The sequence below is a fragment of the Bradyrhizobium sp. B039 genome, assembly GCF_038965675.1.
Lineage (GTDB): Bacteria > Pseudomonadota > Alphaproteobacteria > Rhizobiales > Xanthobacteraceae > Bradyrhizobium > Bradyrhizobium diazoefficiens.
In genome coordinates, this window is record NZ_CP152416.1 from 4,382,875 (window position 1) to 4,406,958 (window position 24,084).

The 24,084-nt window shown below is 65.2% G+C and carries 19 protein-coding genes; 8 read left to right on the top strand and 11 right to left on the bottom strand.

All coding sequences use genetic code 11. The annotated features are described in order from the left end of the window. The first annotated feature begins 95 nt into the window (after positions 1 to 95). Both AAFG50_RS20420 and AAFG50_RS20425 read left to right on the top strand, forming a co-directional pair. Positions 96 to 1,010, top strand: coding sequence for a DUF6502 family protein (locus AAFG50_RS20420; protein WP_039184419.1), 915 nt, complete (start codon positions 96 to 98; stop codon positions 1,008 to 1,010). After that, positions 1,007 to 2,224 carry a DUF5666 domain-containing protein gene (locus AAFG50_RS20425; protein WP_028171249.1) on the top strand — a complete coding sequence of 406 codons (1,218 nt, stop codon included), beginning with the start codon at positions 1,007 to 1,009 and terminating at the stop codon, positions 2,222 to 2,224. The genes AAFG50_RS20420 and AAFG50_RS20425 overlap by 4 nt, the downstream gene beginning before the upstream one ends. A gap of 42 nt (positions 2,225 to 2,266) precedes the next feature. Here the strand turns inward: AAFG50_RS20425 and AAFG50_RS20430 are convergent, their stop codons facing one another. From AAFG50_RS20430 to AAFG50_RS20440, 3 genes are read right to left on the bottom strand one after another with little or no spacing between them, the layout of a single operon-like run. Next, positions 2,267 to 5,377, bottom strand: coding sequence for an efflux RND transporter permease subunit (locus AAFG50_RS20430; RefSeq protein WP_039185124.1), 3,111 nt, complete (start codon positions 5,375 to 5,377; stop codon positions 2,267 to 2,269). Between the two features lie 11 nt (positions 5,378 to 5,388). Next, positions 5,389 to 6,513: an efflux RND transporter periplasmic adaptor subunit gene (locus tag AAFG50_RS20435; RefSeq protein ID WP_028171251.1), complete on the bottom strand. Its 1,125-nt coding sequence runs from the start codon at positions 6,511 to 6,513 to the stop codon at positions 5,389 to 5,391. A gap of 17 nt (positions 6,514 to 6,530) precedes the next feature. Next, entirely contained in the window at positions 6,531 to 8,093 is a 1,563-nt protein-coding gene (locus AAFG50_RS20440; RefSeq protein WP_011087094.1) for an efflux transporter outer membrane subunit, read from the bottom strand. A gap of 218 nt (positions 8,094 to 8,311) precedes the next feature. Between AAFG50_RS20440 and AAFG50_RS20445 the strand changes: the two genes are divergently transcribed. Continuing rightward, complete coding sequence (locus tag AAFG50_RS20445) at positions 8,312 to 8,950, top strand: TetR/AcrR family transcriptional regulator (protein WP_028171252.1); 639 nt, start codon at positions 8,312 to 8,314, stop codon at positions 8,948 to 8,950. A 37-nt stretch (positions 8,951 to 8,987) separates the two neighbouring features. On the opposite strand, the gene AAFG50_RS20450 is transcribed toward AAFG50_RS20445, so the two are convergent. Both AAFG50_RS20450 and AAFG50_RS20455 read right to left on the bottom strand, forming a co-directional pair. Then, positions 8,988 to 10,355, bottom strand: a complete 1,368-nt coding sequence (locus tag AAFG50_RS20450; protein ID WP_028171253.1) for a M23 family metallopeptidase — start codon at positions 10,353 to 10,355, stop codon at positions 8,988 to 8,990. 110 nt (positions 10,356 to 10,465) lie between these two features. Next, positions 10,466 to 11,152, bottom strand: a complete 687-nt coding sequence (locus AAFG50_RS20455) for a peroxiredoxin (protein ID WP_074076989.1) — start codon at positions 11,150 to 11,152, stop codon at positions 10,466 to 10,468. 195 nt (positions 11,153 to 11,347) lie between these two features. Between AAFG50_RS20455 and AAFG50_RS20460 the strand changes: the two genes are divergently transcribed. Beyond that, positions 11,348 to 15,160 carry a DUF3971 domain-containing protein gene (locus AAFG50_RS20460; RefSeq protein WP_028171255.1) on the top strand — a complete coding sequence of 1,271 codons (3,813 nt, stop codon included), beginning with the start codon at positions 11,348 to 11,350 and terminating at the stop codon, positions 15,158 to 15,160. A 76-nt stretch (positions 15,161 to 15,236) separates the two neighbouring features. On the opposite strand, the gene AAFG50_RS20465 is transcribed toward AAFG50_RS20460, so the two are convergent. Beyond that, positions 15,237 to 16,931: a methyl-accepting chemotaxis protein gene (locus tag AAFG50_RS20465; protein ID WP_028171256.1), complete on the bottom strand. Its 1,695-nt coding sequence runs from the start codon at positions 16,929 to 16,931 to the stop codon at positions 15,237 to 15,239. Between AAFG50_RS20465 and AAFG50_RS20470 the strand changes: the two genes are divergently transcribed. Beyond that, positions 16,914 to 17,153 carry a hypothetical protein gene (locus AAFG50_RS20470; RefSeq protein WP_129557569.1) on the top strand — a complete coding sequence of 80 codons (240 nt, stop codon included), beginning with the start codon at positions 16,914 to 16,916 and terminating at the stop codon, positions 17,151 to 17,153. The two genes, AAFG50_RS20465 and AAFG50_RS20470, sit on opposite strands and share 18 nt — an antisense overlap. A 140-nt stretch (positions 17,154 to 17,293) precedes the next feature. Here the strand turns inward: AAFG50_RS20470 and AAFG50_RS20475 are convergent, their stop codons facing one another. The 3 genes from AAFG50_RS20475 to tyrS form a co-directional block, all read right to left on the bottom strand. Beyond that, on the bottom strand, positions 17,294 to 17,731 hold the full coding sequence (locus AAFG50_RS20475) for a DoxX family protein (protein ID WP_028171257.1): 438 nt from the start codon (positions 17,729 to 17,731) through the stop codon (positions 17,294 to 17,296). Positions 17,732 to 17,942: 211 nt separating this feature from the next. Continuing rightward, the gene (locus AAFG50_RS20480; RefSeq protein WP_028171258.1) at positions 17,943 to 19,202 is read right to left on the bottom strand and encodes an MFS transporter; all 1,260 of its coding nucleotides are present in this window, start codon (positions 19,200 to 19,202) and stop codon (positions 17,943 to 17,945) included. Positions 19,203 to 19,259: 57 nt separating this feature from the next. Next, positions 19,260 to 20,513 carry a tyrosine--tRNA ligase gene (tyrS, locus tag AAFG50_RS20485; protein ID WP_028171259.1) on the bottom strand — a complete coding sequence of 418 codons (1,254 nt, stop codon included), beginning with the start codon at positions 20,511 to 20,513 and terminating at the stop codon, positions 19,260 to 19,262. Positions 20,514 to 20,677: 164 nt separating this feature from the next. Between tyrS and AAFG50_RS20490 the strand changes: the two genes are divergently transcribed. The 3 genes from AAFG50_RS20490 (at position 20,678) to AAFG50_RS20500 (ending at position 22,902) form a co-directional block, all read left to right on the top strand. Next, positions 20,678 to 21,781 carry an anhydro-N-acetylmuramic acid kinase gene (locus AAFG50_RS20490; RefSeq protein ID WP_028171260.1) on the top strand — a complete coding sequence of 368 codons (1,104 nt, stop codon included), beginning with the start codon at positions 20,678 to 20,680 and terminating at the stop codon, positions 21,779 to 21,781. Positions 21,782 to 21,890: 109 nt separating this feature from the next. After that, a complete protein-coding gene (locus AAFG50_RS20495) occupies positions 21,891 to 22,568 on the top strand; it encodes a glutathione S-transferase family protein (RefSeq protein WP_028171261.1) in 678 nt (225 codons plus the stop codon). A 10-nt stretch (positions 22,569 to 22,578) separates the two neighbouring features. Beyond that, the gene (locus AAFG50_RS20500; protein WP_011087106.1) at positions 22,579 to 22,902 is read left to right on the top strand and encodes a multidrug efflux SMR transporter; all 324 of its coding nucleotides are present in this window, start codon (positions 22,579 to 22,581) and stop codon (positions 22,900 to 22,902) included. Here the strand turns inward: AAFG50_RS20500 and AAFG50_RS20505 are convergent. Both AAFG50_RS20505 and AAFG50_RS20510 read right to left on the bottom strand, forming a co-directional pair. Next, positions 22,899 to 23,411, bottom strand: coding sequence for a DUF1697 domain-containing protein (locus tag AAFG50_RS20505; protein ID WP_028171262.1), 513 nt, complete (start codon positions 23,409 to 23,411; stop codon positions 22,899 to 22,901). The genes AAFG50_RS20500 and AAFG50_RS20505 overlap by 4 nt on opposite strands. 8 nt (positions 23,412 to 23,419) lie before the next feature. Then, complete coding sequence (locus tag AAFG50_RS20510) at positions 23,420 to 24,067, bottom strand: alpha/beta hydrolase (RefSeq protein WP_008143006.1); 648 nt, start codon at positions 24,065 to 24,067, stop codon at positions 23,420 to 23,422. Positions 24,068 to 24,084 lie beyond the last annotated feature (17 nt).

Below are 24,084 nucleotides of genomic sequence, written 5' to 3' on the forward strand. Positions count from 1 at the left end.
GTGGCGTCTCGTATATGTGGGAAAATTTACCACGTCAATTGGAGAATGAAAAGAGTGGGATTGTGTCCCACGTGATGCATCGGTACAATTCAGACATGAATGCCAAGTCCGGGTCCAAGGCGGCTGACAGGTCGAGCGCGCCACAGCCGAATGCTGCGGGGAAGCTGCACGCCCCGCTGGCGCGGCTGCTGCGCCCGCTCGTGCGGCTGTGCATCCGCAGCGGCATGACCTTTCCGGCGTTGGCGCAATTGCTTCGCGAGCTTTTCGTCAACGTCGCCGAGCACGATTTCGCGCTCGAGGGAAAGGAGCAGACCGACAGCCGGGTCAGCCTGCTCACCGGCATCCATCGCAAGGAGGTGGCGCGGCTGCGTGGCGCAGGCGCGCCGGTGCACGAAGCCCCGGCGGCGGTGTCGCTGACCAGCGCCGTGATCGCGCGCTGGCTCGCCGCGCCGGAGTTCACCGACGCGAAAGGCGAGCCGCTCGCGCTGCCGCGTACGGCCGAGGGCGATGCGCCGTCGTTCGAGCAGCTCGTCGCCTCCGTCACCAAGGACGTGCGCCCGCGTGCGGTGCTCGACGAATGGGTCGACCGCAAGCTCGTCACCATCAACGAGGCTGACGAGATCGAGCTGGTCGAGGCCGCCTTCGTTCCGAGCGGCGAGGACGACAGCAAATGGCACTATCTCGGCCGCAACCTGCACGACCACATCGCGGCCGCCGCGCAGAACGTCTCAGGCGCCGCGCCGCGCTTCCTCGAACGCGCAGTGCACTACAACAACATCTCGCCGAAGCTGGCGCGGCGCCTCGAGGCGCGCTCGCGCGAACTCGCCATGGACGCGCTGAAGACCGCCAACCGCGAAGCCAACCGCGCGCTCGCCAAGGACAAGGGCGGCGACGCCCGCTGGAATTTCGGCATCTACATCTATTGCGAGGACGCCGACGAAGAGGGCGAGGCCAAGGAAAACGCTAAGGAAAGCGCCAAGGATAGCGGCAAAGAAGGCGGTTCTTCATGAGCCGGGCGCCGCTCATCTCCCGCCGTCTGCTGCTGACGGGATTCTGGCTCGCCGGCACGGCCATTGCCCACGCGCAGGTCAGGCGCGGCACCGATCAGGGCATCGGCGGCACCGGGATCACGCGAGGCGATGATCACGGCATCGGCGGCACCGGCATCGTCGGCGTGATCCAGCGCTTCGGCAGTATCTACGTCAATGGCGAGCGCATCACCTATGCGAGCGACGTTCCGGTCCGAATCGACGGCGAGGCGGCCAGCGCCAATTCGCTGCGCATCGGCCAGCTTGCGCGCGTGGTCGCGACCCGTCGGGCTGACGGCACGCTGGTCACGCGCAGCATCGCGATCGCGAGCGAGGTCTCGGGTCCGATCGAACAGGTGAAGGGCAACGAGCTGACGGTGCTCGGTCAGAAGATCGTCACCAGCGGCAAGGAGAGCAAGCTCCATGCGGGCGCGCAGGTCGCGGTCTACGGCTTGCGCCGTACCGACGGCGTGATCGTCGCAAGCCTGGTCGAGCCGCGACGCGATGCGGCTGCGCGCGTCACGGGCCTGGTCGAGCGCGGCCCTGACGGTCTGCATATCGGCGGGCTGAGGCTGAACGGTGTCGATCCCTTGCTCGTCGGCCACCGCGTCCAGATCGAAGGCAGCGCAAACCAGGGCGCGATGCAGGCCGCGCGCACCCGTATCGATGATTTTTCGGATCTCGTCGGCGCAAGCCGCCTGTCGATCGAGGCCTATGTGCAGCGGATGGGCGCAAACCTCCAGCTCGGCTCCGGGCTCGTCGCCCGTGACGGCTCGCGTTTCGGGCCCGCGGCCGGCGAAGCCCGCATGGTGGTCAACGGCGCGTTCGATCGCGCGCGCGGCCTTCAGGTCGACTCCGCACAGGCTGTCGGCCAATTCCCGGGATCGCCGACGCAGGGGCCGGGTGGTGCCGGCAATCCCAACCGGTCGCCCGGCGGCTCTATCATGCATCCGGATCGCGGCACCGTGACTCCGGGCGGCGGCCAGCCCGGCGCCCCCGGTGCGCCTGCGCCGGGATCGAGCCCCGGTCCGGCGCCCGGCTCTGCACCGACGGGACCGAGCGGTCCGTCGGGCCCCGGCGGTCTTGGCTCGCCCACTGGTCCCATGGGCCCCGGCGGGTCCATGGGACCTGGCGGTGGAATGGGTGGTGGCGGCTTCGGTGGTCCCGGAGGCGGGATGGGCGGTGGCCGGCGCTAAAGGAACCCAGGTGGAGCGCATGGTGCGGCGAGCCTTGCTTCATCATAGGGCGGCGCGCGGCTCGCCGTTCGTTCCGAGTCCGGCCGCATCGAGTTTCACCGCGTCGTCGCCCGTCGCCGCGGAATGGTCGGCCGCAAGCAGAATGTAGAACGCCGGCACCACGAACAGGGTGAACAACGTTCCAATCGAAAGTCCCGAGGCGATGACCAGCCCCATGTTGAAGCGTGAGGCTGCGCCCGCACCGGTAGCGGTGATCAATGGCATCACGCCGATCACCATGGCCGCTGTCGTCATCAGGATCGGGCGCAGCCGGATCGCGGTTGCTTCGATGACCGCATCGCGCTTGGAGCGGCCGGCATGCTGCAGCTCGTTGGCGAACTCGACGATGAGAATGCCGTGCTTGCTGATCAGCCCCATCAGAGTCACGAGGCCGACCTCGGTGTAGATATTGAGGCTCGCGCCCTTGATTCCCAGCATGATGAAGATCAGCGCGCCCGCGATCGACATCGGTACCGAGACCAGGATGATCAGGGGATCACGGAAACTCTCGAACTGCGCCGACAGCGCCAGGAAGATGATGATCAGGGCAAACCCGAAGGTGGCGGCGAATCCGGATGATTCCTGGATGAACTGCCGTGACTGACCGCCATAGTCGATGGTGTAGCCCTTGGGCAGGGTCCGGTCCGCGATCTCCTTCAGCGTCGCGAGCGCTTCGCCGGTGATCACACCGGGCATGGCCACGCCGGAAATGGTGGCGGCATTGACCTGCTGGAAATGGTTCAACGATTGCGGAACGGTGGTCGTCTTCAGCGACGCCACCGTCGACAGCGGAACAGACGTGCCGTCCGAGGTCTTGATGTAGTAGTTCAGCACCTGATCGGCGTTCAGTCGCTGGCGCTGCTCGACCTGGGGAATGACCTTGTAGGAGCGGCCGTCCAGGCCGAAATAGTTGACATACCCGCCGCCCAGCATGTTGCCGAGCGCACCGCCGACGTCACTGAGCTTCAACCCGAGCTGAGCGGTCTTTTCGCGATCGATCAGCACCGTGGTTTGCGGCTGGTCCACCTTCAGGTCGTTGTCGAGGAAGATGAACTTACCGCTCTTCAGGGCCTCGGCGGTGAACGCTTTCGCGACGCCATCGAGCCGGTCGAACGGGTCCGTGGTCTGGATCACGAACTGGATCGGAAGGCCGCTCGCTCCGGGCAGCGGCGGCAGCTGGAACGCCACGATCTTGGCGCCGGCAACTCCCGCCATCTCCTGCTGAAGCACCGGCTGTAGTTCGGCCGCAGTCTTGTCGCGCTTGTCCCAGGGCTTGAGCACCCAGCCCGCGATCGAGCTGCCCGTGAGATCGAGCTGGAACACGCCGGCGGTTTCAGCATAGGCGGAGATGCGCCGGTAGACCTCGGCGGAATACAGCAACTTCTGCTGTAAGGTCGCATTCGGCGCGAGCGTCGACTGCATCAGGATCGCACCCTGATCCTCCTCCGGCGCCAGCTCGTTCTTTGAGTTCGAATAAAGCCAGTAGATGCTGCTCAAGACCAGGGCAGCGAATACGACCGTGACCGGAATTGTTGTCAGGCTGCCGGCAAGCAGGCGCCGATATCGATGCTGCAACGTCTCCATGCGTGCATCGATGAAGCCGACGATGCGGTCGTTGAGCGTCGGCTTGCCGGTGTTCGCCGGCTTCAGGATGAAGGCGCAGCACATCGGCGTCAGCGTCAACGCAATGACGGCCGACACGGCAACGGCACCGGCAAGGGTGAAGGCGAACTCGGTGAACAGCGCACCGGTCAAGCCGCCCTGGAAGCCGATCGGCACGTAGACCGCGATCAGCACGATGGTCATGGCCACGATCGGACCCGCAAGCTCTCGCGCGGCCATGATCGCGGCCTGCAACGGCTTTGTGCCCTCGGCCAGATGCCGGTTGACGTTCTCGACGACGATGATGGCGTCGTCGACCACGAGGCCGATCGCGAGCACCAGCGCCAGCAGCGTCAGGAGGTTGATCGAGAAGCCTAGCGCCAGCAGCATCGTGAAGGTGCCGACCAGCGACAGCGGTATGGCGATCACCGGAATCAGCACCGAACGCCACGATCCGAGAAACAGGAAGACCACCACGGTGACGATCAGAAGCGCTTCGAGCAGGGTATGGATCACCTCGTCGATCGAGCTGTTCACGAAATCGGTGGAGTCGTAGATGATCTCGGAGTTCAGCCCCTCCGGCTGCTGCGCCTTGATGTCGGGATAGACGGCACGGACGCCTTTGATGACGTCGAGAAGGTTGGCGTTTGGCGCCACCTGGATGCCGATATAGACCGCGCGCTTGCCGTTGAAGCCGACCGACGAGTCGTAATCCTCGGAGCCCAGCGTAACGTTCGCCACGTCGGACAGCTTGACGTTGGAAGCGCCGGCCTGCTTGACGACGAGGTCGCGAAACTCCTGCAACGACTTCAGGTTGGTCGCGGCCGTCAAATTGACCTGCACCATCTGGCCCTTGGTGGTGCCGAGCCCGGCGATGTAGTCGTTGCTGGACAGCGCGGTCGATACGTCGGATGCGGTCAGCCCGTAGGCGGCAAGCTTGATCGGATCGAGCCAGGCGCGCAGCGCGAAGGTCTTGTTGCCGAGCAGCTCCGCGGTCTGCACGCCGGATACGGCCTGCAGCTTGGGCTGCACCACGCGGATCAGGTAGTCGGTGATCTGGTTCGGCGCCAGCACGTCGCTGCTGAAGCCGAGATACATGGCGTCGATGGTCTGGCCGACCTTGACCGTCAGCACCGGCTGCTGGACGCCGCTCGGCAGCTGATTGAGCACCGAGTTCACCTTGGTGTTGATCTCGGTCAGCGCCTTGCCGGAGTCGAAGTTCAGCCGCAGGTTGACGGTGATGGTGGAGGTGCTGGGCTGGCTGGTCGACGTCATGTAGTCGATGCCATTGGCCTGGGCGATGGCGTTTTCCAGCGGCGTGGTGATGAACCCGGCAACGACCGCCGGATCGGCGCCGTAGTACGTCGTCGTCACGGTGACGATCGCGTTCTGGGTTCGCGGATATTGCAGGATCGGCAGCGAGGTCATCGACTTCAGACCCAGCACCAGGATCATCAGGCTGACGACGATCGCAAGCACCGGCCGGCGAATGAAGATGTCGGTAAAGGACACGTTCTCGTTCCTCACTGATCGGCAGGTGCCGGATTGGGATCGTTCGCCAGGGGAATGGAGTTGTCGACTTTCAGCAGGGTGCCGTTGCGCAGCTTGACCTGGCCCGCGGTGACGACGGTTGCGCCCTGATCGAGACCCGAGATCACCGCCACCTGATCGCCACGGGTGGCGCCGGTCTTGATGAAGGTCTGGCGGGCTATCAAACCCTGCTTGTCCGGTGCGTCGCTCTTGACGGCGAGGAATACCGACTCTCCATAGGTGTTGTAGACGATGGCGGTCTGCGGCAGCGTGAGATAGCTCGTGGGGTGTCCGACACGGACATCGATCCGCGCGAACATGCCGGGCAGGAGCTTGCGATCCGTATTGTCGAAAATCGCGCGGACCTGAACGTTGCGGCTGGCCTGATCGACCTTGGAATTGAACGCCTGCACCACGCCCTTGAAGCTGCGGTCCGGAAAGGCGTCGATGCGAGCGGTGACCTCCTGTCCGACTTTGACCTGGTCGAGTGCCTGTTGCGGCAGCGTGAAGTCGACAAAGAGCCGGTCGAGCGCCTGTAGCGTGACGATGGTGGTGCCCGCGGTCAGATACTGGCCAACATCGACCTGACGCACGCCGAGACGCCCGGCAAAAGGTGCCTTCAGCGTCTTTTGGTCCATGAGCGCCTGCTGCTGGGCGACCAGCGCCAGCGCGTTGCGCTCGTTCACGACATCGCTGTCGACCGTCGCCTGGCTGACCGCATTGATCTTCAGCTGACCCTGGTCGCGCCGCAACGTGATGGCGTAGCCGTCGGCGGTGGCCTGCAACGACTGCAGCTTGGCGACGTCGTCCTGCTTGCGCAGGTCGAGCAACACGTCACCGGCGCCGACATCCTTGCCGGATTCGAAATGAATGCCGTCCACGATGCCTGACTGTTGCAGCGACAGATCGGCGCCGTTCACCGCGCGAAACGTGCCGATGGCGGTCAATGCGGATTGCCAGTCGCTGAGCTGCGCGGCGGTCGTCGACACCGTCTGCGGGGGATCGGCGAGCGCGGCCATGGCCTGTTTGATCATGCCGGCGCGGAAGCTGACGAACCAGGCGAGGGCGGCGAACACCGCACCGACGACACACAACATGATAATCATGCGCTTCAACATGGCTTCGGGCTTTCGCATCAGTTGGCGGGCGGGGTCGGCTGAGCCGGCAGGGCCCCCGCGGGGGTGAATATCGCGGCAACGCCCGCGGGCTTTACTTCGGAGGCGGGGGACTCATCGACGCGATTCCACCAGCCGCCGCCGAGTGCCTGGTACAGCGAGACGGTGTCGGCATAGCGCGAGGCCTGCGCCTTCACGCGGTTGATGCGCGCGGTCAGCAGCGTCTGTTCGGCGTTGATGACGGAGATGAACGTGGTGGAGCCGGCCTTGAACTGGGCCTGCGACATCTTCAGGCTCTCCGCGGCGGTCTTCTCCGCCTCGATCTGGGCCTTCAGCAGATCAGCATCCGACTGGATGGCGCGGAGCGCGTCGGCGACATTCTGGAACGCGGTGATCACGGTCGAGCGATATTGCGCGCCTTTCTGCTCCAGTGCAGCGACCTTGGACTCCTTGGTGTGGAACAGCGAGCCGGCATCGAAGATCGGGCCGGTGACACTTGCCGCCACGCTCCAGGCCGCCGATTGCGGGCCGTAGAGTCCCGACAGCGCCAGCGCAGAGCTGCCGCCCGAAGCTGACAGCGTCACGTTCGGCAGCATGTTGGCCGTGGCAACACCGACATTCGCGCTGGCCTGATGCATCTGGCTTTCGGCAGCTCGGATGTCCGGACGCTGCCGCACCAGCAGCGACGGTACGCTGACCGGCAGATCGCGCGGCAGGCGCAGGTTTGCCAGCGGCACGGCCTCGCCTCTGTCCTGGCTCGGCAGTCTGCCGAGATACGCCATCAGCTGGTTGCGATTTTGCGCGCGCGACTTTTGCAGCGGCGGCAGCGTCGCAAGCGTCTGCGCCAGCTGGGCCTTCTGAGTCAGGACATCGCTGTTGGCGACGGCGCCGAGGGCAAACTGCTGTTCGAGCAACGCGACCAGCTGACGCTGACCGTCGATCTGTTCCTGGGTCACGCGAATCTGCGCCGCGTAGGACGCATCGCTGATCGCGGTCGTCACGACGTTTGCCGTCAATGAGAGATAGGTCGCCTCGAGCTGGAAGCGCTCATAGTCCGCATTGGCGAGATCCGCCTCGATCCCGCGCGCTTTGCCACCGAAGATGTCCGGCGTGAACGAAACCGGGACCGAGGTCTTGTAGAGGGTGTACAGCGATGACGGTCCGGTCTGCCCGGACTGTGCCAGCGGCACCTGGCTGCGCGTCGCACTGCCTTCCCCGGTGATCGACGGCATCAGGGCGCTGGTGTCTGCCGCCGCAACTTCGCGAGCCTGGCGCAGCGCCGCTTGCGCCGCGGCAAGGTCCGGATGGTTGTCGATTGCTTCCCGGACGAAGGCTTCGATCTGCCGTGAGCGAAACACCTGCCACCAGACCGCCGGCACGTCCGCGCCGTTCACGATCCGCTGTGCCGTTCCGCCAGGCCCGTCTGCGCCCTTGGTCGCGGAGAATCCGCCCGCAGTGTAGCCGCTGACCGGCGGGGCGTCCGGCGCCTCGAAATTCGGGCCGACGGCACAGCCGGCGAGGGCGATCGCGGCTTGGGCTAACGGTATTATGGCGCCTCTACGGAGGAATGTTCTGAACGGCATCCAAGGCTCATATCGAAACTGAACCGTTCAGTACTTGACCGAGCAAGCAGGTGTTGTCAATGGTACTGAACTGTTTAGTTTCGTTGTGTACCGTAAAGAAGTTTTGCTACCTGTGTCGTGCTCAGGGCGTCTCTTTAGTTCTTTCAAGCTGTTGAGACGCAGCCATTGTGCGCGTTGACGCCTACGACACCGATTCGCGAGCCGACGGAGAGTCACCCTTGATCGAAACGATCGCCCATCCTGTTCACGAGAAGGAGAGCGCACCAGCGGGCCGCAAGATGGACATCGTCATCCGAGCGGCGTGGCAGCTTTTTCTCGAGCAGGGCTTTTCCGCAACCAGTATGGACGCCATCGCGAAAGCCGCCCGCGTGTCGAAGGCCACGCTCTACGCGTATTTCCCGAGCAAGGAGGCTTTGTTCGCCTCGCTGATCGTGGCGGAGTGCGAGAGCCTGCAACGCGATTTGCAGGTGCCCAAACTGTCCGCCGGACTGTCTGAGGCGCTGCGGGATTTCGCCAGGCAATACCTCCACACCTTCATCCATCGAAAGGACGTTGCCTTCGTCCGCATCATAGCCAACGAGAGCGGTCGGTTTCCCGTGCTCGCCCGGCTCTTCTATGAAAGCGGACCCGAGGCGACGATTCGGCGGCTCGCTCAATTCCTCGAAGAAGCCAGGGCTGCGAAGGTCTTGGAGTTTGACGATCCGATGGAAGCCGCCAAACAATTCCTGAGCCTGGTCCGCGGCGAACTACCGCTGCTGATTGTACTGGGCCTCAGCGATCTCACGGAGGAGGCGATCGAGCAGGAGATCGAAGCAGGACTCAAATTCTTCCTGAAGGCGTGTCAGCCTCGCGCCTGAAGCGCTCACGAATGTTCAATGAGGGCAGGGGCGCGTTCTAGCCCGCGCTGAGACGCACGCCCGCGCGCAGGAACTTCTGCGGATCGACCGCTTCGCCGTCGATGCGGGTTTCGTAGTGCAGATGCGGACCGGTGGAACGGCCGGTCGAGCCGACGAGACCGACGACCTGGCCGATCTTCACGATCTCGCCGACCCTGACGTTGATCTCGGAGAGATGGCCGTAGCGGGTCGCAAGTCCGTTGCCGTGATCGACCTCGATCATGCGGCCATAGCCCCCGGACCAGCCGGCCGAGACCACCTTGCCGTTGGCGGTGACGCGTACCGGATCGCCCGTGGCGGCACGGAAGTCGAGGCCGGTATGCATTGCAGGCCGCCCCAGGAACGGATCGCTGCGCACGCCGAATCCGGAGGTGAACTCGACCTCGCCGATGACGGGCTTGCGATAGGGCACCAGCGCCAGCGTGCGATTGAGCCGGTCCATCTCGGCGCGGGTGACGTTGATGCGATTGAGCTGCTTCTCGAACGGCCCGGCATTGGGCGTCAGCTTGACGGGCACGAACGGCCCACCCATCGCGGTCCGCGGCACGGCGGCTTCGAGACTGGCGAGGTTCAAACCGAGATCGCTGACCACGCCGCGCATCCGGCGCATGCGCGAATCCATGCCGTCCTCGACGGCGCTGAGCGCCGCCATCTGACGACGCTCGACCTGATCGAGCGAGGTGGTGAGGCGGACCAGGACATTGTCGAAACCCTGGTTCTTGGCGAACTGATTGGCCTGTGGGGCCATGACCGCCGGCGCGCGCGACTCGAGCCGCGCTTCGCGATCCGGCGGCGCCACGAAGATCACGGTGTCGCTGATCGGCGACGGCTTTGGCGTGCCCTGCGTCGTGCTCTGGCCGGCGTCGCCACGCTGCGGGGTCGAACGGGGAATCGAGCCTGTCACGTCAGGCATGGCCCCGAGCGCCGTGGCCCGGGACTCCAGCGCCGTCTGGCGCTTCATGATCTGGTCGAGCTTCTGGTCGAACTGTTCCTGGTCGAGCAGCTGCCGGCTGGTGGTGCGATCGACCTTGGCGCGCAGTTCGGCGATGCGGTCCTCATAGGCGTACTGCATCTCGGCCTGGCGGGCGATCAGCCGGGTCAGGACATCGTCGCGAAAGGCAAAGTAGGTGGCGGTCGCGGCCGACCAGAGTCCGAGCAGCACGACCGTGCCGACCACGATCCAGAACACCACGGGCCCGAAGCGCACCTGCTTGCCGGCATGGACGATGGTGTAGGCGTCGTCGGTCGCGGGCAGGGGAATCGCAATTGCCGCTGCTGCGGCGGCTGGACGGCGATGGAGGGCCCGTCCGTGGTCGTGAGGATGATGTTGGGGGTACTGCGAGTATTGGGCAGAACTTTTCGACATCGGCACTCCCGCGCCGGTCGGATGAGTCCGTACGGCCTAATTGCCGCAGCAATCTGGGCCGGTCATGGTTAATTTTCCGGAAACGGGAACAGTCGTATTTAAAGGTCTGGTTAAAGACTTGTTGCCGCTTCCAGCACTTGGTCGGCATGGCCGTCGACCCGGACGTTACGCCAGATCCTGGCCACTTTGCCGTCGCTTCCGACCAGCACCGTGGTGCGAAGAATCCCGAGGAAGCTCTTGCCATACATGGATTTTTCGCCCCAGGCGCCATACGCTTCCAGCATCTCGTGCTTCTCGTCCGAGATCAGTGGAATGCCGAGGCTGTGCTTGTCGCGGAATTTCTCCTGGGCCTTTAACGAATCCGCGGAAATACCGATCACGGCCGTCCCGGCCGCGGTGAAGGCGTCGGCCAGGCGCGTGAAGTCGATGGCCTCCCTGGTGCAGCCGGGCGTATCGGCGCGGGGGTAGAAGAACAGGACGAGCTTCCGGCCGGCATAATCCGACAGCGTGACCGCGCCGCCGCCGTCGCGGGGCAGGCGGAAGGCTGGGGCCTTCTGCCCCTCGGCCAGGACCTGCTTGGCCGCAGACGCAGGGGCCGATCTGGAGGAATTTAACTGTTTCGATGCGGCGCCATGCGATGCTGCTTTTGCTATGCTCCCGGTTGATTTGCTCGCCGGTGTCCGCTGTGTTTTCGCGGACTTTGTTTGAGTCGCTGCCCGGGTTTTCGAGGCCTTCTTTTTTGCCGCTGTCGTGCCGGAGGGCGTTTTGGACGATTTCTTTTGGGATTTCTTGGACATACGCCTTCCTTTCGACGCTTTCGGCGGGTCAACCAAAGCGGTATTGCAGCTCTCGTCCGGTGTACCGGACTCGCGCCCTCGGCTGGGCAAGTCTGACGACGCCGGAGTATGGTTACAAGGAATTCCACGCACCACCCCACTGCTCGTTGAACGCGCTCCCGGGGCGAAATGACGAACAGCAGGAATATTCGAGGTATGGCGGCAACGCCGGCGCAGGGGCGTTCGCTCCCGGTCGACGGCTGCGGTCCCGGCGGCGCTCAATCCCACGATGGGCGCCTGTATCGAGAGGCAATGGCAAGGAATAAGTCGCCCCAGGATTACAATCGGGATTTCGATCGGCGCGGCGGTCATTCGGAGCCGCAGGAATGGGACGATGCCGACTGGGACCCTGATCAGGAAGCGGCGGCGGGCTATCGTGCGCGCCGGCTGTTGTCGCGTTCCAATTCGGGCTTCCATCGCTTCGGTGACGGGTTTGGGGCGGTGCGCCGCTGGCTGGCGGCCGATCGCTGGCTGAAGCGGCTGGCTATCGTCGTCGGCGCCTTGGCCGTCATCTTCGTCGGCTGTTTCGGCGCGCTGTGGTGGCGGCTCGGGACCGGTCCGATCAATCTCGACATCGCAACGCCCTGGCTTGCAGCGGCGATCGAGGACAACATCGGCCACGGCAATACCGTGGAGGTCGGCGGCACACAGATCGAGCGGGCCGGGCGGATCCGTATCGCCGTGCGCATCCGCGACATCGTCGTTCGCGACCACGACCACGCCATCGTCGCCACTGCGCCGAAGGCCGAGGTCAAGCTGTCGGGTGCGGGTCTGCTGATGGGGCACCTGCGCGCCGAAAGCCTCAATCTCGTCGACGCCGAGCTTGCGATCCGCATCGCGCCCGACGGGACCGTCACGGTGTCGGCCGGTGATACCGCAAAACCGCTGGCAACCGGCGTGGCCTCCAAGAAGGATGCCGGCCTGCCGCCGACATTCCCGCGCAACGGTGTCCCGCCGCCGCCGTTCGCGACCGCGCCTGCAAGCCCCGACGCATCCCAGGCGGCACCTCAGGCGACTGCGCAGAGCGGCATTCTCCAGGGCCTCGACTGGCTCGACAGCCTGAGCATGACCGGCCTCGACGGCCAGAACCTCAACGAGATCGGTCTGAAGAACGGCAATCTGATCGTCGACGATCAGCAGCGCGGCAGCAAATGGACGTTCGAGAACATCACGCTCAGCCTGCGCCGGCCGAGCCGCGGCGGCGTCGCGCTCAGCCTCGGCGAGGAGGGCGCGCGTCCATGGTCGCTGCGTGCCACGATCGGTCCCGCCGAGAACGGCGTGCGCTCGGTCGACATCCGCGCCGACAAGGTTTCCACCGCCAACATCCTGCTGGCGCTACGGGTCAAGGATCTCACCTATACCGCCGACCTGCCGCTGACCGGCGAGCTCAAGGGCGAGCTCGGCCGCGACGGCGTGCCGACCTTCTTCCGCGGCAAGATCACGGTCGGCGCGGGCAACATCATCGACACCGACACGCCCGATTATCCGATGGCGATCGACTCGGCCGAGATCAATGTCGAGTGGGACTCCAATCGGCGCGTGCTGGTCGCACCGTTCAAGATTCTCTCGGGTGCGAACCGCCTGACGCTGCTGGCGCATCTGGAGCCGCCCAACGGCAGCATCAACGACTGGCAGCTCGGCTTCAGCGGCGGCTCGATCCTCCTGGGCGGCATCGACAACGAGCCGCCGCTCGTCTTCAACCGCATTGCGATCGGTCTTCGCTTCGATACCGACCACAAGCGCCTCCTGCTGACGCAGGCCGATATCAGCAATGGCGAGATCGGCGTCGCCGGCACCGGCGCCATCGACTATTCCGGCGAGCCGCGGCTCACGCTGGGCTTTGCGGGAACGCCGATGTCGGCTTCCGCGCTCAAGCGGATGTGGCCGACGCTCGTCGTTCCGGAATTGCGCGAATGGGTGATCGAGCGGATCGAGCGCGGCACGCTCCAGCGCATCGAGATCGGCGTCAATTCGCCGACCAGGAACCTTCCACGGAAGGGCCCGCCCATTCCCGACGACGGCCTCTCGGTCAACATCGTGGCGAGCGGCGTCGCGGTCCGCCCGGTGGACGGCATGCCTGTCGTGCACGATGCCGATTTGAAGGCGCGCGTGACCGGGCGCACCGCCACCGTGAGCATCGGGCAGGGCATTGCCGACACGCCCGCCGGCCGCAAGGTCACGATCTCCGACTTCGTCTTCGAGGTGCCGGACATGGCACCCAAACCCTCGCCCTCGCGCACCAGGTTTCGCGTCGACGGACCCGTGCCTGCGGCGGCCGAAATGCTCGCCAATGACCGGCTGAGCGATCTGTCGGCGACCGTCGTCGATCCCAACACCAGCAAGGGAACGTTCTCGGCGAACATCCAGCTCGGCTTGCCGGTCAAGGGCGAGCTGACCAAGGCCGACACCACCTACGCCGTCACCGCCGATCTCAACGGCTTTGCCGCCGACAAGCTGGTGATGAACCAGAAGCTGGAGGCCAACAATCTGAAGATCGTCGCGAGCAACCAGGGCTACCAGGTCAAGGGCGACGTCAAGATCAACGGGCAGGCGGCCTCGCTCGACTATCGCAAGCAGGCCGAGGGCGATGCCGACGTCCGCCTGCAGGCGACGCTGGACGATGCGAGCCGCGCGCGTCTCGGCTTCGATCTCAGCCCGGCCGTCAGTGGCTCGTTGCCGATCAAGCTCTCGGGCAAGATCGCGGGCGGCGCGGACCAGACCACCAAGCTCGGCGTCGAGGCCGACCTGACTTCGGTCAAGCTCGACAACATCCTGCCTGGCTGGGTCAAGCTGCCGGGCAAGTCGGGCAAGGCCAGCTTCAAGGTGGTGCCGACCGCGCAATCGACGCGCTTCGAGGACATCGTCATCGAAGGCGGCGGCGCCTCGATCAAGGGCTCGCTCGAGGTGGACCCGAACGGCGACCTCATGAACGCGAACTTCCCGATCTACGCGCCATCCGACGGCGACAAGGCGTCGTTGAAGGTCGAGCGCAGCCAGGACGGCGTGGTGCGCGGCACGATGCGCGGCGACGTGTTCGACGGCCGCGGTTTCCTGAAGTCGGCGATCTCAGGCAATTCCAAGGACGATGCCAAGAGCAAGATGAAGAACGTCGATTTCGACATCGACGTGAAGCTCGGCGCCGTCGCCGGATTCAACGGCGAGGCCATGCGCAGCGTCGATGCCAAGATGTCGCGGCGCAGCGGCGCCGTCAAAGCCTTCACGCTGAGCGGCAAGATCGGCCGCGACACGCCGGTGGCGGCCGATCTGCGCGGCGGCCGCGCCCAGGGTGCCCGCGAGGTGATCTATCTCCAGACCAACGATGCCGGCGCGCTGCTGCGCTTCACCGACACCACCAACAAGGTCTTCGGCGGCCAGATGGTGGTGGCAATGGAGCCGCCGACGTCAGAGCCTACGACCAGGGAAGGCCTGATCAATGTGCGCGACTTCACGGTCAAGGGAATGGATCAGCTCGATCGCGTGGCGGCGGGCGGTCCCAATGGCGCGCAGAGCGGCGTGTCCTTCACGGCGCTGCGAGCGGAGTTCACCCGGCAGAACGGCGCGCTCACGATCCGCGACGGCGTCGTCAAGGGACCGATGATCGGCGGCACCATCGAAGGCTCGATCGACTATCCCGGCAACCAGGTCTGCATGAGCGGCACCTTCGTGCCGATGTACGGCGTCAACAACATCTTCGGCCAGATCCCGTTGTTCGGCATCTTCCTCGGCGGCGGCAACAACGAGGGCTTGATAGGCGTGACCTATGAGGTCGTCGGCACGCCGGCCGCGCCCGTGATGCGCGTCAATCCAATCTCGGCGATGGCGCCCGGCCTGTTCCGCAAGATCTTCGAATTCAACACCGGCAAGCAGAACACGCCGTTCGACGAGCAGTTGCCGTCGGCACAATCCGGCGACAGCCCGACGGGGTCAGCAAGGCCGCTGTCGAGCGGTTGCAGCCTCGCGCGGCGCTAGCGACAAGCTTGAATAGCTCGTTATGCCCGGGACAAGCCCGGCCATGACGAATGCGGAGGTTTAGGCGTCCGGAAACTTACGCCGCGCGCACGCCTGCCAGGAAGGTGCCGACCTCGCCCGAGAGCTGCTCGGCCTGCTTGGAGAGGCTGCTGGCCGCCGCGAGCACCATGCCGGCGGCGTTGCCGGTCTCGTTCGCCGCGGTGCTGACGCCGCCGATATTGGTGGTGACCTCCTTGGTCGCCTCCGCGGTCTGCGAGACGCTGCGCGCGATCTCGGCGGTGGCGGCGCCTTGCTCCTCGATGGCCGCGCCGATCGAGGTGGCGATCCGGCTGACTTCCTCGATGGTGGCGGTGATGCCGCCGATGGCGTCCACGGCCTCCTTGGTCGCGCCCTGGATCTGGGCGATCTTGTCGCCGATCTCGCGGGTGGCCTCGGCGGTCTGGCTTGCCAGCGACTTCACCTCGGAGGCGACGACGGCAAAGCCGCGGCCGGCTTCACCGGCGCGCGCGGCCTCGATGGTGGCGTTGAGCGCGAGCAGATTGGTCTGCGCCGCGATGCTGGAGATCAGCTCGGCGACATGCTCGATCTGTTGAGCACCGTCCGAGAGTGCGCGGACGATGGTGTCGGTGCGGCGGGCGTTGTCCACGGCGCGGCCGGTGACCTCGGCCGATTGCGCGACCTGGCGGCTGATCTCGGTGATCGAGGAGGAGAGCTCCTCGGCGGCGGCCGCGACGGTCTGGACGCGCTGGCTGGCTTCGGTGGCGGCCGAGCCGACCAATGCGGCGCGGCGGTTGGTGCCTTCGGCGGTGGACGACATCGACTTGGCGGTGGTCTCGAGTTCACCGGAGCCCGAGGCCATCAGGCCGACGAGCTGGCCGACGGACGCATCGAAGCGGTCGGCGAGTGCGATCAGGGCGTCGCGCTTCTCCTGCTCGTTGCGGGTCTTGGCGGCGACCTGCTCGGCCTCGAGGTTGCGCGCCGTGAGCGCGGTCTGCCTGAGCACTTCGAGCGTCTCGGCCATGCGGCCGATCTCGTCGCCGCGGCCGGTCTCCTCGACCGGCTTGTCGATGGCGCCCTCGGAAATCGCCTGCATGCGGTTCTTCTGGCGGTCGAGCGCGCCGAGCACGTCGCGGGCGATCAGCCAGGACAGTGTCGCCATCAGCAGCATCAGGCCGACGCCGATGACGGCGAGCTCCAGCGTCAAGGCACGCACGTCGGCATCGATGTCGTCGACATAGAGGCCGTAGCTGATGGTCACGTTCCAGGGCGCGAATTTGCGCGCGAACACGGTCTTGCGGACCGGCTCGGTCTGGCCGGGGCGGGGATAGAGATAGGAGGTCACGCCGCCCGGCGCGGCCTGGTCGGCAGCCTTGAGGATGGCGTCGGCGATCAGCACGCCATTGGAGTCCTTGGCGCCCGTGATCTTGCCTTCGAGCTGCTGATTGGCGCCGTTCACCATCAGGGACGTGTCCTGATTGTAGACCACCGGATAGCCCTGGCCGCTATTGAAGCTCATGCGACGGCCGCGCTGGTGGAACAGGGCCTTGGCCTCGGCCTGCGTCAGCTTGCCGGCGGTCACCTCGTCCTGGAGCGATTGCGCGTAGTTGTGGAGGAGCTCCACCGCGGTCCGCATCTGCTGGACGCGGTCCTCCATCATGCGGCTCTTGCTGAGAACGGTCGATACCCCGATGATGGCCGTGACCGTGAGCGCCGCGAGGCAGACCATGCTGGCCAGCTTGGTGCGGATCTTCAGATGACTCAGCAGCTTCATCGCAGCCTCTACGGAATGGTTATTATTGCTCGCATCGGTAGCATGAAGTTCTTACCAATCATGAATGGAGGCATGCGGCGGCCTGCCGCGCGGAACGGCATTCGCAGGCTTGTGCGCAACCGTGCAGGCAAACCGCCACGCGCCGGGAGGCACCGGTTCATGCGCTGGAAAAAATCGATCTTGGACTTTGGTGGCTACGGAGCCTGGCAGGACCTGCAATGAATCGATTCGTTCATCGCATCATCATGTCCGTGCTGCTCGTCGCGGCCCTCGTTCTCATCTGGAACGTGCTGGGAGCGCGCTAGGACGGCACCGGCAGATCTGCGGGTGCCGTCCTGCTTGCGGATTGATCCGCGGGCGCGTCAGCGCCGGGCGTAGGCCTCGCCGGATGCGTCGCTCTCCTTGCCCATGACGGCATCGACGCTGATCGAGCCGCCCCCGGCTGCCGAGAGATAGAGGCAGGCGAAGCAGAACAGGATCGCGGCGGTGCCGCCATTGAGCAGCGGCAGGAACACCGGCGAGCCGGTCTTGAGCATGTGGCCCATGAAGTAGGCGAAGGCCATTTCGCCCGACAGGATGAACGCCGTGATCCGCGTGAACAGGCCGAGCATCAGGGCCGCGCCGAGCACCAGCTCAAGCGCGCCGGCCGCGTAGATCAGCGGCGGAATGTCGGCGAAGTAGGGAAGCGCCGGAAACTTGAACAGTTTTGCGATGCCGTACTGGAACAACAGCAGTCCGGTGATGAAACGAAACAGGCTCAGCAGAGCCGGTTGATAGCGAGAGAGATAGTTGAAGTTCATGATTTGCGCCCTTCCATCCAATTCCCAAGCGACTTGAATCGCATTCGGTTCCACCCTGCAAGCTGTAGGCGCGGAATCCGCGCTGACTTTTTCGTCATGTCGGACAAAACGCCGCAGAGCCCGGCGAGTTCGGATTATTCGCGGGTGGCCATGTCGCGCGAGCCCGTAATTTCCCGGTGGCGCGGAGGGGTGCAGGTTACCTCGGACATACCTACCGCCGCAAGGCGGGGACAACCAGGAATGGAATCATCCCGAGCACCACGCTCGCAAGTGCGAAGGCGAGCAACGCGTTGTAGCCGTGCGTCGCGTCGTGGATCAGGCCGCCGCTCCAGGAGCCGAACGCCGAGCCCAGCCCGCTGCCGATCGAAATGGTGCCGTAGATCGTGCCGACCCGCTTGCCCTGAAAGATCCGCATCGCGGTCGCGCTGATCAGCGGGCCGCGCGAGCCCATCATGTTGCCGAAGCAGACGACGAATCCGCTGAGCACCAGGATGTTGGGGACGTATTGCAGCAGCCAGAGCAGGGCGATGCCGAGGATCGAGATCGCGTAGCTCAACAGCACGGAAGGCCTGCGCCCGATCAGGCCGTCGAGCGCGGAGACCCCCAACATGCCGAACACAAGCACGACGCCGGAGAAGCCCCAGGCCGTCGCGGCCTGGAGCGGCGGGAAGCCTGCGTCGATCAGATAGGCCACGATCTGCGCGGCGATCGCGTACATGCCGACGGCGGTGAAGAAGAAGGTCGAGAACAGCGCCCAGAAGGCGTGATGGCGCATCGCGCCGAGAAGCGTCCAGCCGTTGTCGATGAAGTCAGGATCGGTCCTCTTCACCACATGCGGCGAGCCCGTGGCGAACAGCCGCCACGGCAGCAGCAGCAGCGGCACCAGCAGGCCCAATGCTGCGAAGCCGAACAGCTGGTAGGTGTCGCGCCAGCCGATGTGATCGATCAGCAGCTGCGAGGCCGGCAGCAGCGCCAGCACGCCGCCGCCCATGGCCGAATACACCACCGACATCGCGGTCGGCAGGCGCGGCCCGAACCAGCGGCCGAGCAGGATCGAGTTCGGCACGATGCCGATGAAGGCGACGCCGATGCCGACGCAGAGGCCGATCGAGAGCTGGAACTGCCACAAGTGCTGTGCGTGCGCCGCAATCAGGAATGCCGCGCCGAGCAGCGATAGTCCGAGCGCATAGACAATGCGCGGTCCGGAATGGTCGAACAGCCGTCCGACGAAGGGGGCGGTGAGACCGCTCGCGAGCCATGTGAGCGAATAGACCGAGACGATCTGTGCGCGGTCCCAGCCAAAGCTTTCCGAGATCGGCTTCAGGAATACCGTAAAGCTGTCGCCGAGCCCACGGCCCAGCACGGCCAGCGTGAAGCAGAGTGCGAGCACGGTGAGTGCGACGCGCACGGCGCCTTCCGGCGTCGCCGCGACGCCATCCTTGCGCGACTCCCTGGGCGTGTTCTGATCCATTGCCGGTCAGGGAGCGCGCTTCGGCGCGCCCTGACAAGCAGCGAAAAGCTCATACGCCTATGCAGGCTTGATGAGGATGTGCTTCTTCTTGCCGAACGACAGCTTGATCACGCCCTCAGGCGTCAGATGGGCCGCCGAGAGCGCCATCTTCTCGTCGGTGACGGGCTCGTCGTTGACGCGCAGGCCGCCGCCCTTGATCTGGCGCCGCGCCTCACCGTTGGACGTAACGAGGCCCGCCTTGACGAAGGCGTTGAGCACGCCGAAGCCGGCGTCGAGCTCGCCGCGCGGAATTTCCACCGTTGGCAGACTTTCGGCGAGCGCGCCTTCCTCGAAGGTGCGGCGCGCGGTTTCAGCCGCCTCATTCGCTGCGTCACGGCCGTGCAAGAGCGCGGTCGCCTCAGTCGCAAGCACCTTCTTGGCCTCGTTGATCTCCGAGCCGCCGAGCGCCTCGAGCTTGCCGATCTCGCTCATCGGCAGCGTCGTGAACAGCTTCAGGAATTTGCCGACGTCGGCGTCCTCGGTGTTGCGCCAGTACTGCCAGAAGTCGTACGGCGAGAACTGGTCGGCGTTGAGCCACACCGCGCCTTGCGCGGTCTTGCCCATCTTGGCGCCGGAGGCCGTCGTCAGCAGCGGCGTCGTCAGCGCGAACAACTGGTGCGTGCCCATGCGGCGGCCGAGGTCGACGCCCATGATGATGTTGCCCCACTGGTCCGAGCCGCCCATCTGCAATTTGCAGCCGGTGCGCTTGGCGAGCTCGACGAAGTCGTAGGCCTGGCAGACCATGTAGTTGAACTCGATGAAGCTCATCTCCTGCTCGCGCTCGAGGCGCAGCCGGACGGAGTCCATGGTCAGCATGCGGTTGACCGAAAAGTGCCGGCCGACGTCGCGCAGCATCTCGATCCAGTTCAGCTTGGTCAGCCACTCCGCATTGTCGAGCATGATGGCGTCGCTCTTGCCGTCGCCGTAACGCAGCACCTTTGCGAACACGCCGCGGATCGATTCCTTGTTGGCCTCGATCTCGGCGACGGTGCGCATCGCACGCGTCTCGTCCTTGCCGGAGGGATCGCCGACCATGGTGGTGCCGCCGCCCATCAGGGTGATCGGCTTGTTGCCGGACTGCTGGAGCCAGTGCAGCATCATCATGGTCAGGTAGTTGCCGATATGCAGCGAGCGGGCGGTGCAATCGTAGCCGACATAGGCGGTGGCCTCGCCCTTGGCGGCGAGCGCGTCCAGCCCCTCGAAATCGGAGCATTGATGGATGAATCCACGTTCCTGCAGGATATTGAGGAAATCCGATTTAAATGCAGTCATCTGTCGGCGTGCCTGACAATTCTTGGTTTACTGTTTCGGGAGCAATTTAACGGTCTTCCGTGGGAACTCGATTGCTGCCCGCCACTTGGCGCTGTGGCATTATAAGATGTGTCCCTCTGGCACAAGATCGGCATGCCAGAGGGGGGTACTGAGGACGCTGATCCATGATGTTGACGGCACTCGGTTTGATGAGCGGCACCTCGCTGGACGGGGTCGATGTCGCGCTGATCGAAACCGACGGAAAGCAAGTGAAGGCGTTCGGTCCGTCCGGCTACCGGCCCTACAGCCCGGTCGAGCGCAACCTGCTGCGCCAGGCGCTGAGCGAGGCCGTGCACCTGACGCGGCGCGATGCCCGGCCGGGGATACTGGCCGAGGCCGAACGCGCAGTGACGCAGGCGCATGCCGAAGCCGTCGCCGCCTTCGTGGCCCAGAACCGGATGAGGCCGGAGGACATCGACATCGTCGGCTTTCACGGCCAGACCGTGCTGCATCGGCCCGAGAAGCGGCTGACGGTGCAGATCGGCGACGCGCCGGCGCTGGCCAGGGCGATCCATATCCCCGTGATGCACGACTTCCGCGCCGCCGACGTCGAGGCCGGCGGGCAGGGCGCGCCGTTCGTGCCGGTCTACCACCGGGCGCTGGCACAATCGCTGGAGCGCGAGGGACCAATCGTCGTGGTCAATATCGGCGGCGTCTCGAACATCACCTATATCGACGGCAACGACACGTTGATCGCCTGCGATACCGGGCCCGGCAACGCGCTGCTCGACGATTTCATGTACCGCACCATGAACCAGGCGTTCGACACGGAGGGCAAGTTCGCCGCGCTCGGCACGGCGGATGAGGCCTGGATCGCGCGGGCGCTGGAATTACCGTTCTTCGCGCTGCCGCCGCCAAAATCGCTCGACCGTAACGATTTTGCCGCGCTGAAACTTGGCGACGTGCCGCCGGCCGACGGCGCCGCGACGCTGACAGCTTTTACCGCGGCGGCGATCGCCCGCATCATCCCGCTGCTGCCGCGGCGGCCGCGGAGCTGGATCGTCTGCGGCGGCGGCGCACGCAACCTCACCATGCTGCGGATGTTGCGGGAGCGGGTGGGGTCGGCCACCGTCGAGGCCGCCGAGGCCCTCGGGTGGGCCTCCGACGCCATCGAGGCGCAAGCCTTCGGCTTCCTCGCCGCGCGTGGCCTGAAGGGCCTGCCGCTGTCCTATCCGGCTACCACGGGCGTGCCGATGCCGATGACGGGCGGGGTGATCGCGCGGCCCTGAGGTCCAGGCCCAAAGAACAAGGTCGGTTAATGCAAGTGCATGGATCTTGACGGATAGATGCAGATGCATCTATTATGGGTGCAGTTGCATCCAACCGCCGGGATTGGCCATGACCGCTTCGCTGAAACTGATCAGCCACAAGCTTTGCCCCTATGTGCAGCGCGCGGTGATCGCGCTCCAAGAGAAGGGCGTGCCGTTCGAGCGCGTCGACATCGATCTCGCCAACAAGCCCGACTGGTTTCTCACGCTGTCGCCGCTCGGCAAGGTGCCGGTGCTGGTGGTGACGACCGACAAGGGCGAGGTCGCGCTGTTCGAGAGCAACGTGATCTGCGAATACATCGAGGAGACGCAAGCGGGCGCGAAGCTGCATCCGGCGGATGCGCTGAGCCGTGCCGAGCACCGCGCCTGGATGGAGTTCGGTTCGGCGATCCTCGGCGATCTCTGGGGGCTGGAGACGACGACCGATCCCGCGACGTTCGAGAGCAAGCGTCAGGCGCTTGCCGCGAAGTTCGCACGGGTTGAGGCTGCGCTCGGCACAGGTCCGTTCTTCGCCGGCGCGCAGTTCAGCCTGGTCGATGCGGTGTTCGCCCCGATCTTCCGCTATTTCGACGTGTTCGACGACCTGACCGAGCTCGGCATCTTCAGAGATGTGCCGAAGGTGCGGGCGTGGCGGACTGAGCTTACGAAGCGTCCGAGCGTGCGGAGCGCGGTCGGCGCGGACTATCCGCAATTGCTCCGCGCCTTCCTCGTGCGCCACGACGCGCACCTGCTCAAGCTCGCGGCCTGAGCCCGCACCGATGTCACCATCATTGGCCTGGCTCATGCTGGTGATCGCCGGCGTGCTCGATGTCGGCTGGGCGATCTCGATGAAATATGCGGAAGGCTACACGCGGCCGGGCTGGAGCATCGCGTCGCTCGCGCTGCTCGCGGCCTTCGTGTTCCTGCTCGGACGCGCGCTGAAGGTGCTCGAGGTCGGCGTCGCCTATTCGGTCTGGACCGGCATTGGTGCTGCCGGCACCTTCGTCATGGGCGTGGTGCTGTTCGGCGAGACCCTGAGTGCAATGAAGATCGCCGGTATCGTGCTGGTGCTGACAGGGATCGCCGCGCTGAAGCTGGCCTAGAGCTCCGCGGCCATCCTGGCCAGCGTCGCGATCGTATTCATGTTACGCGCGGTGCCGGTTTTCGCGGCGGGGATGACGAGCTTCGATGTCCCCATGCCGTCGCCATAGTGGACGTAGATCTCGCGGCGGCCGAGGCGCAGCTCCTCGTTCTTCTGGCCGCGAATCCCGGACAGCGCATCCGCGGGCGGAGCCTTGTCGAGGAAGATCGCAACCGTGCGGTTGGGCGCGGCTTTCGGAAAGGGATTATCGGTCGCGACTTGCGCCATTTCGGCGGCGCTGCGCACAAGCACGCCAACCGGCGCACCGGCGTAGGCATGGAGGCGCTGTTCGAGTGCGCTCTTGATCGCAGCTTCTGATTTGCGGCTGGTGAAGACGACGTTGCCGCTGGCGATATAGGTGCGCACGGCGGCAAAGCCGAGATCCTCACACATCGCCTTGAGCTCGCTCATCGCCAGCTTGCCGGTGCCGCCGACATTCACGGCACGCAGCAAGGCGACGAACGAGCCCATTTGGGGCCTCAGCGCACGTTCGCCAGACGCATGTCCAGATAGGCCGTGATGGTTTCCATCAGCGGCTCGAGCTTGGCGTCGAAGAAGTGGTTGGCGCCGGGGATGACCTGCTGGTCGATCACGATGCCCTTCTGCGTCTTCAGCTTCTCGACCAGCGTGTTGACGTCCTTGGGCGGCACCACCGCGTCCTTCTCGCCATGCACGATCAGGCCCGAGGACGGGCAGGGCGCGAGGAAGGAGAAGTCGTAGAGGTTGGCGGGCGGCGCGATCGAGATGAAGCCCTCGACCTCGGGACGGCGCATCAGGAGCTGCATGCCGATCCAGGCGCCGAAGGAGAAGCCGGCGACCCAGCAGGCACGCGCTTCGGGGTTGATGGTCTGCGCCCAGTCGAGCGCTGCCGCCGCATCCGACAATTCGCCGGTGCCGTGGTCGAACGAGCCCTGGCTGCGGCCGACGCCGCGGAAATTGAAGCGCAGCACCGAAAAGCCGCGGTGCGCGAAAGCGTAGTAGCACTGGTACACGATCTGATGGTTCATCGTGCCGTGAAACTGCGGATGCGGATGCAGGATCATCGCGATCGGCGCGTTCTTCTGCTTGGCCGGGTGGTAGCGGCCTTCGAGACGGCCGGCGGGGCCGGCGAAAATAACTTCAGGCATCGATGATCTCTTGGTTG